Source organism: Mesorhizobium sp. B2-8-1 (assembly GCF_006440955.1).
Taxonomy (GTDB): domain Bacteria; phylum Pseudomonadota; class Alphaproteobacteria; order Rhizobiales; family Rhizobiaceae; genus Mesorhizobium.
Map to the genome: position 1 here is coordinate 730,003 of NZ_VFTX01000001.1, position 14,633 is coordinate 744,635.

The 14,633-nt window shown below is 62.0% G+C and carries 13 protein-coding genes, 1 tRNA gene and 1 pseudogene; 6 read left to right on the plus strand and 9 right to left on the minus strand.

Features of this window, described 5'->3' with window-relative positions; all coding sequences use genetic code 11:
• Nucleotides 1-48 precede the first annotated feature (48 nt).
• A complete protein-coding gene (locus FJ428_RS03470; protein WP_140559450.1) occupies nt 49-699 on the minus strand; it encodes a TetR/AcrR family transcriptional regulator in 651 nt (216 codons plus the stop codon).
• Between the two features lie 69 nt (nt 700-768).
• Nucleotides 769-1,053: an acylphosphatase gene (locus FJ428_RS03475; RefSeq protein WP_140517994.1), complete on the minus strand. Its 285-nt coding sequence runs from the start codon at nt 1,051-1,053 to the stop codon at nt 769-771.
• A 166-nt stretch (nt 1,054-1,219) separates the two neighbouring features.
• Here FJ428_RS03475 and FJ428_RS03480 point away from each other — a divergent pair, with 166 nt between their 5' ends.
• Nucleotides 1,220-2,224, plus strand: coding sequence for a bifunctional helix-turn-helix transcriptional regulator/GNAT family N-acetyltransferase (locus tag FJ428_RS03480; protein ID WP_140878940.1), 1,005 nt, complete (start codon nt 1,220-1,222; stop codon nt 2,222-2,224).
• 36 nt (nt 2,225-2,260) lie between these two features.
• Here FJ428_RS03480 and FJ428_RS03485 read toward each other — a convergent pair whose 3' ends face one another.
• The 4 genes and pseudogenes from FJ428_RS03485 to FJ428_RS03500 all read right to left on the minus strand — a co-directional run bounded on the left by FJ428_RS03485 (nt 2,261) and on the right by FJ428_RS03500 (nt 5,288).
• Nucleotides 2,261-3,373 (minus strand): pyridoxal phosphate-dependent aminotransferase, encoded by a 1,113-nt coding sequence (locus FJ428_RS03485; RefSeq protein ID WP_140878941.1) that lies wholly within the window; start codon nt 3,371-3,373, stop codon nt 2,261-2,263.
• A 214-nt stretch (nt 3,374-3,587) separates the two neighbouring features.
• Nucleotides 3,588-4,736, minus strand: a complete 1,149-nt coding sequence (locus tag FJ428_RS03490) for a porin (protein WP_140520696.1) — start codon at nt 4,734-4,736, stop codon at nt 3,588-3,590.
• 123 nt (nt 4,737-4,859) lie between these two features.
• A pseudogene (locus FJ428_RS03495) lies at nt 4,860-5,101 on the minus strand (GIY-YIG nuclease family protein).
• A gap of 96 nt (nt 5,102-5,197) precedes the next feature.
• Nucleotides 5,198-5,288 (minus strand) — tRNA-Ser (locus tag FJ428_RS03500).
• A gap of 470 nt (nt 5,289-5,758) precedes the next feature.
• Between FJ428_RS03500 and FJ428_RS03505 the strand changes: the two genes are divergently transcribed.
• Complete coding sequence (locus FJ428_RS03505) at nt 5,759-6,901, plus strand: porin (RefSeq protein WP_140494624.1); 1,143 nt, start codon at nt 5,759-5,761, stop codon at nt 6,899-6,901.
• A 241-nt stretch (nt 6,902-7,142) separates the two neighbouring features.
• The gene (locus tag FJ428_RS03510; RefSeq protein WP_140517794.1) at nt 7,143-8,210 is read left to right on the plus strand and encodes a site-specific integrase; all 1,068 of its coding nucleotides are present in this window, start codon (nt 7,143-7,145) and stop codon (nt 8,208-8,210) included.
• A gap of 134 nt (nt 8,211-8,344) precedes the next feature.
• Here FJ428_RS03510 and FJ428_RS03515 read toward each other — a convergent pair whose 3' ends face one another.
• Together FJ428_RS03515 and FJ428_RS03520 are read right to left on the minus strand one after the other, a co-directional pair.
• On the minus strand, nt 8,345-9,241 hold the full coding sequence (locus tag FJ428_RS03515) for an alpha/beta hydrolase (RefSeq protein ID WP_140494621.1): 897 nt from the start codon (nt 9,239-9,241) through the stop codon (nt 8,345-8,347).
• A 175-nt stretch (nt 9,242-9,416) separates the two neighbouring features.
• The gene (locus FJ428_RS03520) at nt 9,417-11,462 is read right to left on the minus strand and encodes a lytic transglycosylase domain-containing protein (protein ID WP_140878942.1); all 2,046 of its coding nucleotides are present in this window, start codon (nt 11,460-11,462) and stop codon (nt 9,417-9,419) included.
• A 303-nt stretch (nt 11,463-11,765) separates the two neighbouring features.
• On the opposite strand from FJ428_RS03520, the gene dapA reads away from it, so the two are divergent.
• The 3 genes from dapA (at nt 11,766) to FJ428_RS03535 (ending at nt 13,946) form a co-directional block, all read left to right on the plus strand.
• The gene (gene dapA / locus FJ428_RS03525) at nt 11,766-12,647 is read left to right on the plus strand and encodes a 4-hydroxy-tetrahydrodipicolinate synthase (protein ID WP_140494617.1); all 882 of its coding nucleotides are present in this window, start codon (nt 11,766-11,768) and stop codon (nt 12,645-12,647) included.
• Between the two features lie 25 nt (nt 12,648-12,672).
• Entirely contained in the window at nt 12,673-13,152 is a 480-nt protein-coding gene (gene smpB / locus FJ428_RS03530) for an SsrA-binding protein SmpB (RefSeq protein ID WP_006202221.1), read from the plus strand.
• 83 nt (nt 13,153-13,235) lie between these two features.
• Nucleotides 13,236-13,946, plus strand: a complete 711-nt coding sequence (locus tag FJ428_RS03535) for a GH25 family lysozyme (RefSeq protein ID WP_140878943.1) — start codon at nt 13,236-13,238, stop codon at nt 13,944-13,946.
• A 14-nt stretch (nt 13,947-13,960) separates the two neighbouring features.
• Here FJ428_RS03535 and FJ428_RS03540 read toward each other — a convergent pair whose 3' ends face one another.
• Nucleotides 13,961-14,623 (minus strand): uracil-DNA glycosylase, encoded by a 663-nt coding sequence (locus tag FJ428_RS03540; protein WP_224519207.1) that lies wholly within the window; start codon nt 14,621-14,623, stop codon nt 13,961-13,963.
• Between the last annotated feature and the right edge of the window lie 10 nt (nt 14,624-14,633).

Genomic DNA, 14,633 nt, shown 5'->3' on the forward strand with positions numbered 1-14,633 from the left:
TGACCCCCGAAAATCGACTTGGATTTTCGGAAAGGATCATGCGCGAAACTAAAATCCCACGGCGTCGTTTGCGCGTCCAAACGGACGTGCGGCGCTGTACGTGTCGATCCTCGCGCCGACGAGCCGCATCGTCATCGAAAGATATGTCGCCGTGACTTCTGCGATCGACAGCCGCTCGCCCGGCCGGAACCAGACGATGACACCGGTCATCATCTGGATCAGCGCCATGGCGGTGAGGCCGGTATCTTCGACGACGAACACGCCTGCCTCGGCGCCGTCACGCAGAATGGTGCGCAGTTCCTTCTCATAGGCCGTGCGCATCCGCAGTATCTGCGTCAGTCTTTCGGGCGACAGGCTGCGCAGCTCCATGTTCGAAACATGCGTCGCATGGCGGCGGGCGATGTGGAAGGCGATGTGGTTCTCGACATAGGCCGAAAGCCGGCTTGCCGGATCGGCATCGGCTGGCCGTGCGGCGTTCCAGGCTGCGATCAGCTCCTCCATATGCTCGCGCATCAGCGTGAACAGCAAATCCTCCTTGGTCGGGAAATAGCGATAGAGCGCGGCCGCCTGCACGCCGACTTCGGCCGCCAGCTGGCGCATCGACATCGCCTCATAGCCGAGCTGTGCGATCAGGTTGACCGCCGCCTCGCGGGCTGCCGCCTCGGTCTTCCCGCCATCGGATCCTGTCGTGCGCGCCAAAAGAGCCTCCCTTGTTGCGAATTAATAAAACGAACGTTCAATTAATTCAAGAGGTATGCCGAAGCCGCATCAGGCATCGATCCGGAAGCCGGTAACAGGATTGCTGGATACCGCATCCTCGACGTCAATCCCGGAAACGGACGCTCCCGGCGGTCCTTTCCAAAGCCGGCCGATCATGGTCGAGACGGCTTCGCCTGTGCCGGCAATCTCGGCGGTCACCGAGCCATCCGCTTCATTGCGCACCCAGCCCGTAAGCCCAAGGCTGGCGGCCTGGCTTCGGACCCAGATCCTGTAGCCGACGCCTTGCACCTTGCCGTGGGCCCGCACACGCACTGCCTTGCGATCGTCAGCCATTGCGTCTCTCCCGAGGCTCGTCTGCTGGAATCTGGCGCAGGCGACGGGGAATGCAACAGGCCGGTCGAAACGAGGATGGAGGGGGCCCGAGTCGAACTCGAATTTAATTGACTCAGTCCACTAAATTTCTCACACTGCGACGATCATAATCCAGGGCTGAACGCAGATGCTGGACCAACGCAGTGCTTTGGTGGCCGATATCAGGCACTTCAACCGTTTTTACACCCGCACTGTCGGTCTTCTCGACGAGACCTTGACGCAGAGCCCGTTCACGCTCACCGAGGCGCGTGTTCTGTTCGAGCTTGGCCACCGGGATCGCCCGGCAGCGGCGGAAATCGCCGGCGAGCGCGGCTTCCTTTCGGAAGCATTCGACATCGATATCGGCCCGGCCGCTTCCGACATCGCCAGGCAGCTGCGTCTCGACCCCGCCTATCTGACGCGCATCCTGCGAAAATTCGCCGGAGAAGGCCTGACCGAGACCCGGACCGATCCGGTCGACCGGCGAAGGCGTATCCTGTCGCTGACGGCAAGGGGGCAGGCCGCCCTTGCCGGTCTGCAGGCCGCGGCGGACCGCGACACCTCACGGCTCATCGAGAACCTGCCCGACCACCGCTTGGCCGAACTCGGCGACGCCTTGCGCAAGGCGGCGGAGCTGCTGGGCGATCCGGCGGCTGAAGGCGAGGCGGCCGCCCCGGCGGTGACGTTGCGTCCGCATCGCGTCGGTGACATTGGCTGGGTGGTGCAGCGTCAGGCCCAGCTCTACGCCGAGGAATATGGCTGGAACATCGAGTTCGAAGCCTTGGTCGCCGAAATCGGGGCCGACTTCATCCGCAATTTCAAGCCAGGGCGCGATTTCTGCTGGATCGCCGAACGCGCCGGCCTGCCGCTCGGCGCGGTGTTTCTGGTTCACCAGGACGACGAGGTCGCGAAGCTGCGGCTGCTGCATGTCGAGGCGGCGGCGCGCGGTTTGGGTATCGGCAAACGGCTGGTCGCGGAATGCGTGAACCAGGCGCGTGCCTGCGGCTACATCAAGCTCGTTCTGTGGACGAATGACATTCTGGTCGCCGCCCGCGCGATTTATGAGCGCGCCGGATTCAGACTGGTTTCACAGGAGCGCCATCACAGTTTCGACAAGGAACTGACCGGCCAGAACTGGGAACTCGAGCTCTGACGGGCCGGCAAGTGTCGCCGCGATGGCAACACTCGTTCAGTTTCCACGGGCGGCGGCCAGTGCGCCGGGCAGTTCCTCGGCAAAAATGTCGAGCTCGTGGTCCAGTCCGACGCTGACGCGGATGCAACGATCGAGCCCCGGCGGCATCGGCTTGCGGATGAAGACGTCGCGCGACAACAGGCCTTGCAGGATCTTCAGCGCGAAAGCGCCGTCGCGGCCGCAATCGATGGTAACGAAATTGGTCGCCGACGGCAGCGGCGTCAGCCCGTTCTGTTCGGCTATCTGCGCGATGCGCCGGCGCCCTGCCGCCACCCGCGCCACCACTGAATCCAGATAATCCTGGTCGGCGAGCGCCTCGACGCCCGCCACCTGCGCCATGCGGCTGACGCCGTAGTGGTTGCGGATCTTCTCGAAATCGCTGATCACCTGGGCCTCGGCGACCGCATAGCCGCAGCGTATGCCGGCAAGCCCGTAAGCTTTCGAAAAGGTGCGCATGCGGATGACGTTCGGCCGCGAGACGTCGATGGGCGGCAGTGCGGAGGCCGGCCCCAATTCTCCATAGGCTTCATCGAGCACGAGCATGGTGGTTTCCGGCAGCGCTTCGATGAAGCGCGTCAGCTCGGCCGCTTCCCACCAGCTCCCCATGGGGTTGTCCGGATTGGACAGATAGACCAGCGGCGCTTTCTCCCTGGCGGCCGCAGCCAGCAGCCCTTCCAAATCCTCGTGGTCGTTCGCATAGGGCACGGTGACAAGCCTTCCGCCGACACCGGCAATGTGGAAGTTGAAGGTGGGATAGGCGCCGAGCGAGGTGACCACCGCATCGCCAGGCGCAACATACATGCGCGCCACCAGACCAAGCAGGCCATCGATGCCTTCGCCGACCACGACGTTCTCGACCTTGAGATTATGATGCGCTGCCGCGGCCACCTTCAGGTCGTGATTGTCCGGATCGCAATACATCCACATGTCGCGCGCGATCTCGGCCATCCGGGCGATGACGCGCGGCGAGGGTCCGAAGCTGCTCTCATTGGCGCCGATGCGGGCGCGGAATGCACGCCCGCGCTCGCGCTCCTGCGCTTCGGGGCCGACAAACGGCACGGTCGACGGAAGCGCTGCAACGAGCGGCATAAGGGGAGGGCGCAGACGCATGGCAAAAGCTCGCGTGAGGGAAGGGGCTTCTTGCTAGCGCGGTCAGTAGGCGGGTGCAAGTTGCGCGCAATGAGCAATCGTTGCCGCCCGCCTGATCCAAACACCTGATGCATCCCAGAGCAATCATCGTCCGCTGCGGAATCGCGCAGTCGAAACTCCCAATGAAAAAACCCGGCGGTTGCCCGCCGGGTTTCTATATTCGAAGCGATAGCTGTTAGAACGAGCGCTGGAAGCGGAGCATGCCGCCGACGCTGTTCTTCTTATCGGCAGGCGTAAACGATGGGTTGACGAAGCCAGCATCGTCAAACCGGCCGGCATGGAGGTAGTCGACTTCGGCCGTGACGGTGAAGCCGGGAACGACGTCATAAGCAACGTTCGCCGCAACGCCGACGTTCTTCCAGTCGTCAGCAGACACCTGAAGGTTGAACGAGGTCTTCTCGTTGAACTTGTAGGTGCCGCCGCCCCAGACTGCCCAGTTGCCGCCCCACGCCTTGTAGAAGCCGCGACCATGGGCTTCGACAAAATTGCCGGCGTCGTCGTTGAGGTTGTCATCGGTGCCGTAGCCGCCCATGATGAACAGCGACAGTGCGTCGCTGACATTGACGTCCAAGCGAACCTTGCCGGCGACTTCCTCGTAATTGCTGTCATAAGCGACGACGCCGGTGATGGCGCCCCAACCCTGCGTATACTTCACGCCGCCGACGACATGCGGAACATAGCTGTCGATCGTGTCGGTACCGGTGCCTTCTTCGAGCGAGACCACGGCCGAGAAGCCATTGCCCGCGTCGAAGTAGTACTGGACGACGTTGGTGTCGAAATCGCCGTAAGGAACCAGCGTATCCTGGATGACGTTGCCGGCGTAGCCGACGAACGTATCGAAGGCCGATTCGTCCTTACCAACCCGGAGACCACCGAGCTGGATCCAGGCGAAGTTCAGCGAGACGTCCCGGTTGTGGGCGGCGTTGATCGGCTCGTCGAAGGCATTGTCGTCGCCGAAGTTGAAGCGGGTCTCGGTGTAGGTCTTCAACGTGCCGAGTTCGGTTTCCTGGCCGGTCCAGGTCTTCAGCGTGAAGCGCGTGTTCTTGTAGTAGGTGTTGTGGTCGTCGCCATCCTGGTGATCGGCAGCCTTCGCACCGTCGAACGAGCCGGTGTCGCCCACGCCGATGTCGTAACGGACATAGCCGCCGACGCGCAGGCAGGTCTCGGTGCCGGGGATGTAGAAGTAGCCAGCGCCGTAGACGTCGCAAATCTTGACGTATTCAGCGGGCTCCGGCTCGGCGACGACGACGGCGTCGGCGGCGCGCGCACCGGAAACTGCGATCAGGGCCGCAGCGGAGCCGAGAAGAAGGCTCTTGATGTTCATTTTCTGACCTCCAGTCAGAATCGAACGAAACAACCGTTTTGGTGGTGCGTGTTTTTGCAGCAAACAATTGGTATTGCTGCGTTTTTCCGGGAATCCCTGGGTTTTTTCACAAGGAAGGGGCATTCACCACAGACGTTTGCTGGCGAAGGCGTGCCCGGAACCGGATTTGAGATAACGCTCAATGAAGTCGCCTTGGCTTGATTCGAGAACGCCACATAGGTGACGATCTGCCATGGCAGGAACTTGGATGTGTGACTGGATTTTCCGTGATTGTGCTCGGCAAGCCGTCGCTTCAAGTCGGACGTGATGCCGACATAACGCTCACCGTCGGCAGTCTTGCTTTCCAGCAGGTATACATACCACACGACCGGCCCTCCTTTGCCAAGGCTTCGGAGGGCATCCTGCTTCGCGCTGAGGTCTGGTCTGGGCTTGTCCTGCGAAGCTCGAAGAGCGAAGCAGGATGGCGGAGAGGATGGGATTCGAACCCACGAGAAGCTTTTGACCTCTACTCCCTTAGCAGGGGAGCGCCTTCGACCACTCGGCCACCTCTCCGTTGCGCCGCTGGATAAAGAAAAGCGCCGGCACAATCAACAAGCCCCAGCCAATATCTCGGAAAAAGAAGCCATTATACGGAAAAATAAGAACGCACCGGCCTGCGGCCTTCCGCGATGCGGCGGTTCTGCGGCGATTCCCTGGCTGGCGGCTCAAGGCCTCGCCATGATTCCGTCAGCCGATCGCCGGATTCGCCCGTAAACAAGGGGCTGGGGCGGGCCGAAGGTTAATGAGAGCTTTCTGAGTGAGGCCAAATCGTGTCATTTGTGCAACAACGCTGGGGGATAGCAGCCGCACAGCCCTTTCGCCGGTACGATCGTGGTTGAACCCCGTCTGCTCATGGGTAATGTCGATTTCGAAGGAGCGGCGCGGTGCGCATCTTTTTCGGTAGTGGGGATGGGGCAGGGAACGCTGTCCTTCAGCAAAGAATACCCAGACCCGTTTTTTAACTTTTGACTGGAGGTCAGAAAATGAACATCAAGAGCCTTCTTCTCGGCTCCGCTGCGGCCCTGATCGCAGTTTCCGGTGCGCGCGCCGCCGACGCCGTCGTCGTCGCCGAGCCGGAGCCCGCTGAATACGTCAAGATTTGCGACGTCTACGGCGCTGGCTACTTCTACATCCCCGGCACCGAGACCTGCCTGCGCATCGGCGGCTACATCCGTTATGACATCGGCGGCGGCGACGTCGGCACGTTCAACGGTTCGAAGACTGCGGACCACCAGGACGGCTCGGTAAATGATGCCTGGCACAAAAATGCCCGCTTCACGCTGAAGACCTGGACCGGCCAGGAAACCGAGCTCGGCACCTTGAAGACCTACACCGAGACCCGCTTCAACTTCGGCAACGACAACGCAATCGAGCCGTTCAACACCGCCCATAACAAGGACGTCTCGCTGAACTTCGCCTGGATCCAGCTCGGTGGTCTCCGCGTTGGTAAGGACGAATCGGCCTTCGATACGTTCGTCGGCTACGCCGGCAACGTGATCCAGGATACGCTTGTTCCTTACGGCGATTTCGACACCAACGTCGTCCAGTACTACTTCGACGCTGGCAACGGCTTCTCGGCCGTGGTCTCGCTCGAAGAAGGCGCGGGCGTTGTCGGCACGATCGACAGCTACGTTCCGCATGTCGTCGGCGGTCTGAAGTGGACGCAGGGCTGGGGCGCCATCAGCGGTGTCGTCGCTTATGACAGCAACTACGAAGAAGTTGCCGGCAAGGTTCGCTTGGACGTGAACGTCAACGACGCACTGTCGCTGTGGGTCATGGGCGGTTACGGCACCGATGACAACCTCAACGACGACGCCGGCAATTTTGTCGACGCCCATGGTCGCGGTTTCTACAAGCAGTGGGGCGGCAACTGGGCTGTCTGGGGCGGCGGTACCTACAAGTTCAACGAGAAGACCTCGTTCAACGCGCAGGTGTCGTATGACGATTGGAAGAACCTGGGCATCGCGGCGAACATCGCCTACGACGTCGTCCCGGGCTTCACGGTCACGGCCGAAGTCGACTACCTCAATGCAGGCAGGTTCGACGACGCCGACTTCTCCAACTGGACCGGCGCCGACAAGAAGAGCAGCATCGGCGGTATCCTCCGCTTCCAGCGCTCGTTCTAAGGGCTGGTTCCATACAGGTGAAATCCAGCCCGGGCGCATCAACGCCCGGGCTGTTTTTGTTTCGTGACTGGATCAAGGCAAACAGAAGGAACAGGGGGTAACGGTAGCTGAATAGAGTCCGTGGGATGGTTTCGTGGGATCCGCTGATGGCGGATGAAATCACAACTGCGTGATTCAAATCTCTTGAAAGGACGCTCCCAAGCGGATAGGGCTGAATCTATCCCACTCGGGGGTGTGGCAAATGATGACGACCGAAGCGATTCAAGAGGGCGAGCCCTCCGATCATTTTTCGATGTTTTCTTCTCAGAACTCAAAGTTTAACTACACCTACAATAGGATACGAGAAGTAAAATCGCATAGGGTTGGAGATCTTTTTTCGGCATATCGAGATATATTGTGGGATGATGGGCGACATAAATACAATGTCAGCTCGTTCATCGGCGAGATAGACGAGATTCTGCTCGGGGAGCGTTTCAGCGCCTTTGACCAGAGTACCCTGGACAACCTTATCGGCACCTTGCGCCAGCGCGGCAACAGCAACGCAACCATCAATCGGAAGATGGCTGCCCTCAGCAAACTGCTGCGCAAGGCCTACAAGATGGGAGATATCCACAGCCTGCCCGAGTTCCGCCGCCAGAAGGAGCGGTCGGGACGGATTCGTTTCCTTGAAAGGGACGAGGAGGCCAGGCTGTTTGCTGCCATCAGGAGCCGCAGCGAGAATGCCTACCGGCTTTCCGTCTTCCTGGTCGACACTGGCTGCCGCCTTGGCGAGGCGCTCGGGCTGATCTGGAACGACATCCAGGAGCATCGCGTCTCCTTCTGGATCACCAAGTCCGGCCGAAGCCGCACCATTCCGATGACCGAGCGTGTCAAGGAAGTGATCAAGCTGCCTCCCGGCGAAGGCCGTCGGCCGAAAGGCCCGTTCACCACATTCAGCCAGGCTCAATACCGTGCCATCTGGAACGATGCGAAGGCCGAAGTCGGTCTGGCCGCCGACGACCAGGTGGTGCCGCACATTCTGCGCCATACCTGCGCCTCGCGTCTTGTTCAGGGCGGTATCGACATCAGGCGCGTGCAGATGTGGCTCGGCCACCAGACCCTGTCGATGACGATGCGCTATGCGCATCTGGCCACCAATGACCTCGACGGCTGCGTCACCGTGCTGGAAGTACCCCGGTCTGGCGGCGCCGACAGCGTGAAGGCAGCGCCCGAACCGTCCCCGCGCGCTGCCGCGCGCGGTGCGGCAGACCAGCCGGCAGCCGTGAAGACCACGGCTAAGGCAATGAAGAAGGCCTCAAAGTCCCGATAAGTTCACGCTTTGAAGACGCTGTGGACAACCAATTCCGTGGATCCCCCGATCTGCGGGTTATTTCAGGCATGCTATTCCGGCTTCGGAACCTACCTTGGTCGCCCTGCTGTCGTTTGCCTCGCCGGCAACGGTTTTTAAAGGCGAGTCGGCAGCCGCTCGGCTCTGTCGAGGAAAGCGGCGATGTCGCCCGGCAAGGTTCCGGTTTCGAGAAAAGGGGCGTGACCCTGGCCTTCGACGGTGATCGTCTGCATTGCCGGATGGCGCTCCCGCATCTGCCGCTGTGTGCCCACCGACAGCAAACTCGAATTGGCGCCGCGTATGGCGAGCATGGGAAGGGCCGACAGGGCGTCGAATTGCGGCCACAGCGCCGGCAGCGGCTGCGTCAGGTCGAGATTTGCAACCGTGTCGACCAGCTTCGGGTCGAAATCCGGCAGCAGGCCCTGATCCGTTTCGCGGTAGAGCGCCAGCACCATGCGCTCCCAGTCCGCATCGGCGAGCGCTGAAAAATCCCGGCCGTGAACGCGGCGCTGGGCTGCCACTGCTTCGGCGAAGGTCTTCGGCTTCGGTTTGCGTTCGAGATACGACTGGATATGGGCAAGGCCGGCCGGCTCGATCACCGGTCCGATATCGTTCAGCACGATCGCTTTCAATATGGCCGGCCGCAGCGCACCCAGGACGTGAATGATCAGGCCGCCGCGCGAGGTGCCGACGAAGGCGGCTTCCTCGATTCCCAAGGCCGCCAGTCCGGCAAGAATGTCGCCGGCTTCGACGCCGACATTATAGCGGCTGACATCGGGATCATAATCGGACTGCCCGCGGCCGCGATAGTCAAAGGCGACGACCTTGCGTGGGCTCCCCGCTTTGCCGGCCAAATAGAGCGCGAGTTCGTGGAAGTCGCGTGCATTGCGGGTGAGCCCGGGCAGACAGACGACTGGCCAATGTCGCGAATTTGCGTCGCCATAGATCCGGGCATGGAGCTTCAGCCCATTGGGTCCCGCGTAGAAGAAATCGGAGAAACCTTCGCTCGCCATTGGAATGCTGCCCCTTGCTCTCGCCGGATGGTCCGTCTGCTACAGGCGAGGGAAGGGATGGTCAAATGGAGCAGTTACTTCTCCTCTTGCGGGCCGAAGGTGGCGAGGCCCTTCACTCAGCCAAGGCGAGTGGATCCGCGCGAGGCCAACTCCTCTCGCAAGGAAACGAAAGCCGTCAACTTCGCCCGTTCACAAGATCTCCCACAATGTCATACTTGCCGGAAATGCGCATCTTGTACACCTCGTAGTTCTCCATCACGCGCTGCACATAACTCCTTGTTTCCGTGTAAGGAATCCGTTCGATCCAGTCGACGACGGCGTCGATGTCCTTGCCGCGCGGATCGCCGTATTTCGCCACCCATTGGGCAGCGCGGCTGGGGCCGGCATTGTAGCCGGCGAAGGTCAGCACATAGGAGCCGTTGAAGCGATCGAGCTGCTGGCCGAGGAAGGCTGAGCCCAGCGTCGCATTGTAGCCGGCATCGGTGGTCAGGCGTGCCTGAGAGAATTGCAGCCCGGCCTTCTTCGCCAGTTGCTTGGCGGTTGCCGGCATCAGCTGCAGCAGCCCGCGCGCGCCGGCGCTCGATATGGCGCCGATGTTGAATTCGCTTTCCTGGCGGGCGATGGCATAGGCCAGCGCCTTGCCCGAACCGGAAATATCGGCGCTGTCGGGGATGACCCCCAAAGGATGCGACAGCGCTCCGACGTCGATGCCACGCGCGCCGGCGATCTTGCCGATCTTGAGCGACATGAAGTGGTTGCCCTGCTTTTCCGCCAGCACGGCCAGCAGCGCCAGTTCGCCCGGGCTGGTCAACTGTCCTGCAAGGTCACGATAGAGCGTCTCGGCATAGCGGTCGTAGCCCGCCTCCTGCAATCGCTTGATGGCGGCGACGGCCTCGCGGCCCGCGAAACTCTGGCGATCGGCGGCGCTCGGCGTGGGATAGGCGATGTTCAGCGCCGGACGACCAATGCGCTCGGCGGCGAGCTGGCCGTAGAATGTCGTGCCGTAGGCCGCCGCGCGCGCAAAATAATCCTTTGCGTTACCCGGACCACCAACTTCGGCGGCGCGGCCGAGCCAGTAATAGGCGCGCGACAATGTCATCGGCCCCTGCGCAAGGTCGGCAATGCGCGCGAAATGGGTTGCCGAAAGCCTGGGATCGTTCAGGCCGCGCAGCGCGTACCAGCCGGCATGGAATTCGGCTTCGGCGGCGTTCGCGGTGCTTTCGGCCGCATGCATGGCGACGATCTTGTAGGCGGCCTTCATGTCACCCTTGTCGACCAGCTCGCGCGACAGTACCCGGCGCTCCACCCACCAGGCATCCGGGTCGACCAGCGCTTCGCGATCCGTCGGCGCCTTCATCACGATGGCGGCGGCGTCGGCAATATTGTCTTGCTTGCGCAGATATTCGGCTTGCGCGAAGAAATAGCCGGCCGAATGCTGTGAAGCCGGCACCGCCTTGAGCAGCTTGGGAGCGTTCTTGTCGCCCTTGTCGGCCGCCGCCCAGGCGGTGGCCAGTTGCTGCGCTTGCGCCAGGCCGGCGACGCGCTGCGCCGCGCCGACCCGGTCGGCGTAGAACATGCGCTCCATGCGGAACCGGTGATCGGGGGCCGGGATCAGCCCGCCGAACTCCTTGATCAGCGCTGTCTCGTTCTTGGCCTCCAGGATTGCGGTGCGCCAGAACGGCACCAGCACCGAACGCGCCGCCTCTGCCTTGCCCAGGGCCACATAGGCGCGGGCAAGAAGCATCACGCCTTCGAATGTCTGCGGCTGGCTGCCGTCGAACGCCTGCACAACGATGTCGGGGGCGGGGTTCTCGCGATAGAGTGCGCGTTCGCTGTTCTTGCGCAGCGCGGTTGTCCCCGGCCAGTTGGGCAACATCTTCGCTGCGGCCGCGATGTCGCCGCTCGGCACCTTGTCGCCGCCATAAAGCGCGATTGCCCAGGCAAGGGTGTGCTGGTCGAGCGAACCGGCGGGAAGGGCATCGCGCGCGGCGCGGGCACCGGGAATGTCGCCCGCCGCCAGTGCGTCCAGACCGCTCTTCAACTGCACGATGCTGGCAGAGGGGGCCGTATCGCGTGGACCCGCATCTTGCGAGCTTTGCATGCCGGGCATCGGAATGGCCGATATCAACTGCACGTCGACGCTGCCGCCGATCGCCATCTCCGGCATCAGCGCGACGACCGCGCCCAGGAGCGCGAAAAGATGAGGCCGCCTAGTCGGCATCGTTCAGCCTTTACACATCACCAGCAGGCGCGAAAGCTTCGCGACCCGGACCAGACCGTAAACTTAGGTCATGAAGGGCCAGTTAACAAAAGGTTATCGAGGCCGTTCGAATTGCGTTTGCTGGCAGCATGGCAATGCTTGCCGCGCAACCATGTCGAGACTATGGTGCGCCGCCTCGCTTTCGGTTAGAAGGCGCGACATTAAGACCAGAGACGAAAACACCCATGCATATCGCCCAGAAGTGGCTACCGGTTTTGGGATAACGATATGCGTGAACAAGAAGTCCCAAGGAGTTGGACGAACATGCTGAGAGGCTCGCTGACCGCGCTCGTGACACCGTTCGAAAAGAGCGGGCGTTTCGACGAGAAAGCCTTTCGCGCCTTTGTCGACTGGCAACTTGCGGAGGGCACGACAGGCCTTGTTCCCGTTGGCACCACCGGCGAGTCGCCGACGCTGTCGCATGACGAGCATCGTCAGGTGGTCAAGGTCTGCATCGAGGCGGCCAGGGGCCGCGCTCCGGTCGTCGCCGGCGCTGGCTCCAACAACACCGCGGAAGCGATCGGCCTGGTCCAATATGCCGAACAGGCAGGCGCCGATGCTGCACTTGTCGTCACTCCCTACTACAACAAGCCGACGCAGCGCGGCCTCTATGAGCACTTCGCCGCCGTCGCCAGGGCAACCAAGCTGCCGATCATCATCTACAACATCCCGCCGCGGTCGGTCATCGACATGATGCCGGAGACGATGGGCCGGCTGGCGCACGACTTCAAGAATATCGTCGGCGTCAAGGACGCGACCGGCAAGGTCGAACGGGTTTCCGAGCAGCGTATGACCTGCGGCAAGGATTTCATCCAGCTTTCCGGCGAAGATGCATCCGCGCTCGGCTTCAACGCGCATGGCGGTGTCGGCTGTATCTCGGTGACGGCCAACGTCGCGCCGCGGCTTTGTGCCGAATTCCAGGAGGCGACGCTGTCCGGCGACAGCGCCAAGGCGCTGGAATTGCAGGATCGCTTGCTGCCGCTGCACAAGGCGATCTTTATCGAACCCGGCGTGTCCGGCGCCAAATATGCGCTTTCAAAGCTCGGCAAGGTCGAGAACGTGCTGCGCTCGCCGCTGGTCACGGTCGAACAATCGACGGCCGAAAAGATCGACGCGGCGATGAAGCACGCCGGCTTGATAAATTAGGGATGAGGCGCCACCTCTCCGCATTATGAATCAAGTCAGAAAAGCCGATCCCAACAACAAGACCGTTGCGGAAAACCGCAAGGCGCGATTTTCCTATGAGGTGCTCGACACGATCGAGGCCGGCCTGGTGCTGACCGGCACCGAGGTCAAGTCGCTGCGCCAGGGCCAGGCCAACATCCAGGACAGCTATGCCTCGGTCGAGGGCGGCGAGATTTGGCTGATCAACTCCTATCTACCAGAATATCTGCAGGCCAACCGCTTCAACCACGAGCCGCGCCGGCGCCGCAAACTGCTGCTCAACAAGCGCGAGATGGCCAAGCTGTCGCAGAGCGTCGACCGCGAAGGCATGACCCTGGTGCCGCTGAAGATCTATTTCAACGACCAGGGCCGGGCCAAGCTGCTGCTCGCCGTCGGTCGCGGCAAGAAGCTGCACGACAAGCGCGAGACGGAAAAGCAGCGCGACTGGTCGCGTGAGAAGGGCAGGCTCTTGAAAGAGCGCGGGTGACAGCCATCAGGCGGTAGCCAAGCGGATAAGTGTTTGGCTTTCAGGGTTCTAGCCAACGAGCCAGAATACCGGAGGGCACAGTCTTGAAGAACCGGATCATCCTCTGGGGATCGGTCAGCCTGGTTTTTGCAATCCTCATGGTCGCTGGCGGCTTCTTCTATTTCCATGCGTTTTCTCCGGATCGCGGCAAATATCATGTCAGGGGCATCGACGTTTCGCATCATCAGGGCCGGATCGACTGGCGACGCGTTGCCGCCGCCGATGTCGCCTTTGCGGTCATCAAGGCGACCGAGGGCGGCGATCATGTCGACGATGCCTTTGCCATCAATCTGCGCGAGGCTCGTGCTGCCGGGCTCGCTGTCGGCGCCTATCACTTTTTCACCTTCTGCCGGCCGGGCGCCGACCAGGCGAAGAATTTCATCGCCGTGGTGCCGCACGACCAGCCTTTGCTGCCGCCGGTTGTCGACATCGAGTTCGGCGGCAATTGCCCGCAGCGTCCTTCGCCCGAACAACTCGACACCGAACTCCAGGCCTTCCTCGGTCCCGTTGAAGCCGCCTTTGGCAAGAAAGCCATCATCTATCTGACCGACGATGCAGCAACGGCCTATGCAGGACAGATCGCCGCCCGTCCGCTCTGGCTTCGCTCACTGCTGCTCGAGCCGGGTCGCGACGATTGGGTCTACTGGCAGTACCACAACAGGGGCCGCGTCGAGGGCATCGTCGGTGACGTCGACCTGAACGTCCTGCAAGGCGGTCAGGAGACGCTGGCCGCGTTGTTCGCGCCGGCGTTGTAAGGCAATTCCAGACCCTACGAATCCAGGAACGCCGCAATTTCCCTGAAAACGCTGACGAACATCGCTTCGGTCAGCACGCCGGTGTTGGTGTTGTAGCGCGAGCAGTGATAGCTGGAAAACAGCGTAATGCCATCGGCCTCCTGCCGCCCGCCATGCTTGAAGGGATAGGCGGCGACGCGCTGGCCCAGTGCCCGCACGGTCGACTGGTGCGCGATCGAACCAAGTGTCAGCACGGCCCGCAAATTGGGAAACCGTGCGATCGTCGGCACAAGGAAAGTCCGGCAGGTGGCGATCTCGGCGCCCACAGGCTTGTTCTCGGGAGGCACGCAGCGGACGGCGTTGGTGATTGCCGTTCCAACGAGCTCCAACCCATCGTCAGGCCGTGCCTTGAACTCGCCGCGCGCCAAGCCGTGCGCGATCAACGTGCCGTAGAGCAGGTCGCCGGCATAGTCGCCCGTGAAAGGCCGGCCCGTGCGGTTCGCTCCGCGCAGGCCGGGCGCAAGCCCGACGATCAGCAGCCGGACCGAATCGTCGCCTTCGGGCGGCAGGAAGGTCGGAACCGGCGCGTTGAACCACGATGGCTCGCGTTGCCGCCACTCGGCAATGAAACCGTGCAGCCGCGGACAGAGCGGGCAATCGCGATCGGGTTCCGGGGAGGCGGCCAGATGTGCGGCCAACGCAGCCGCC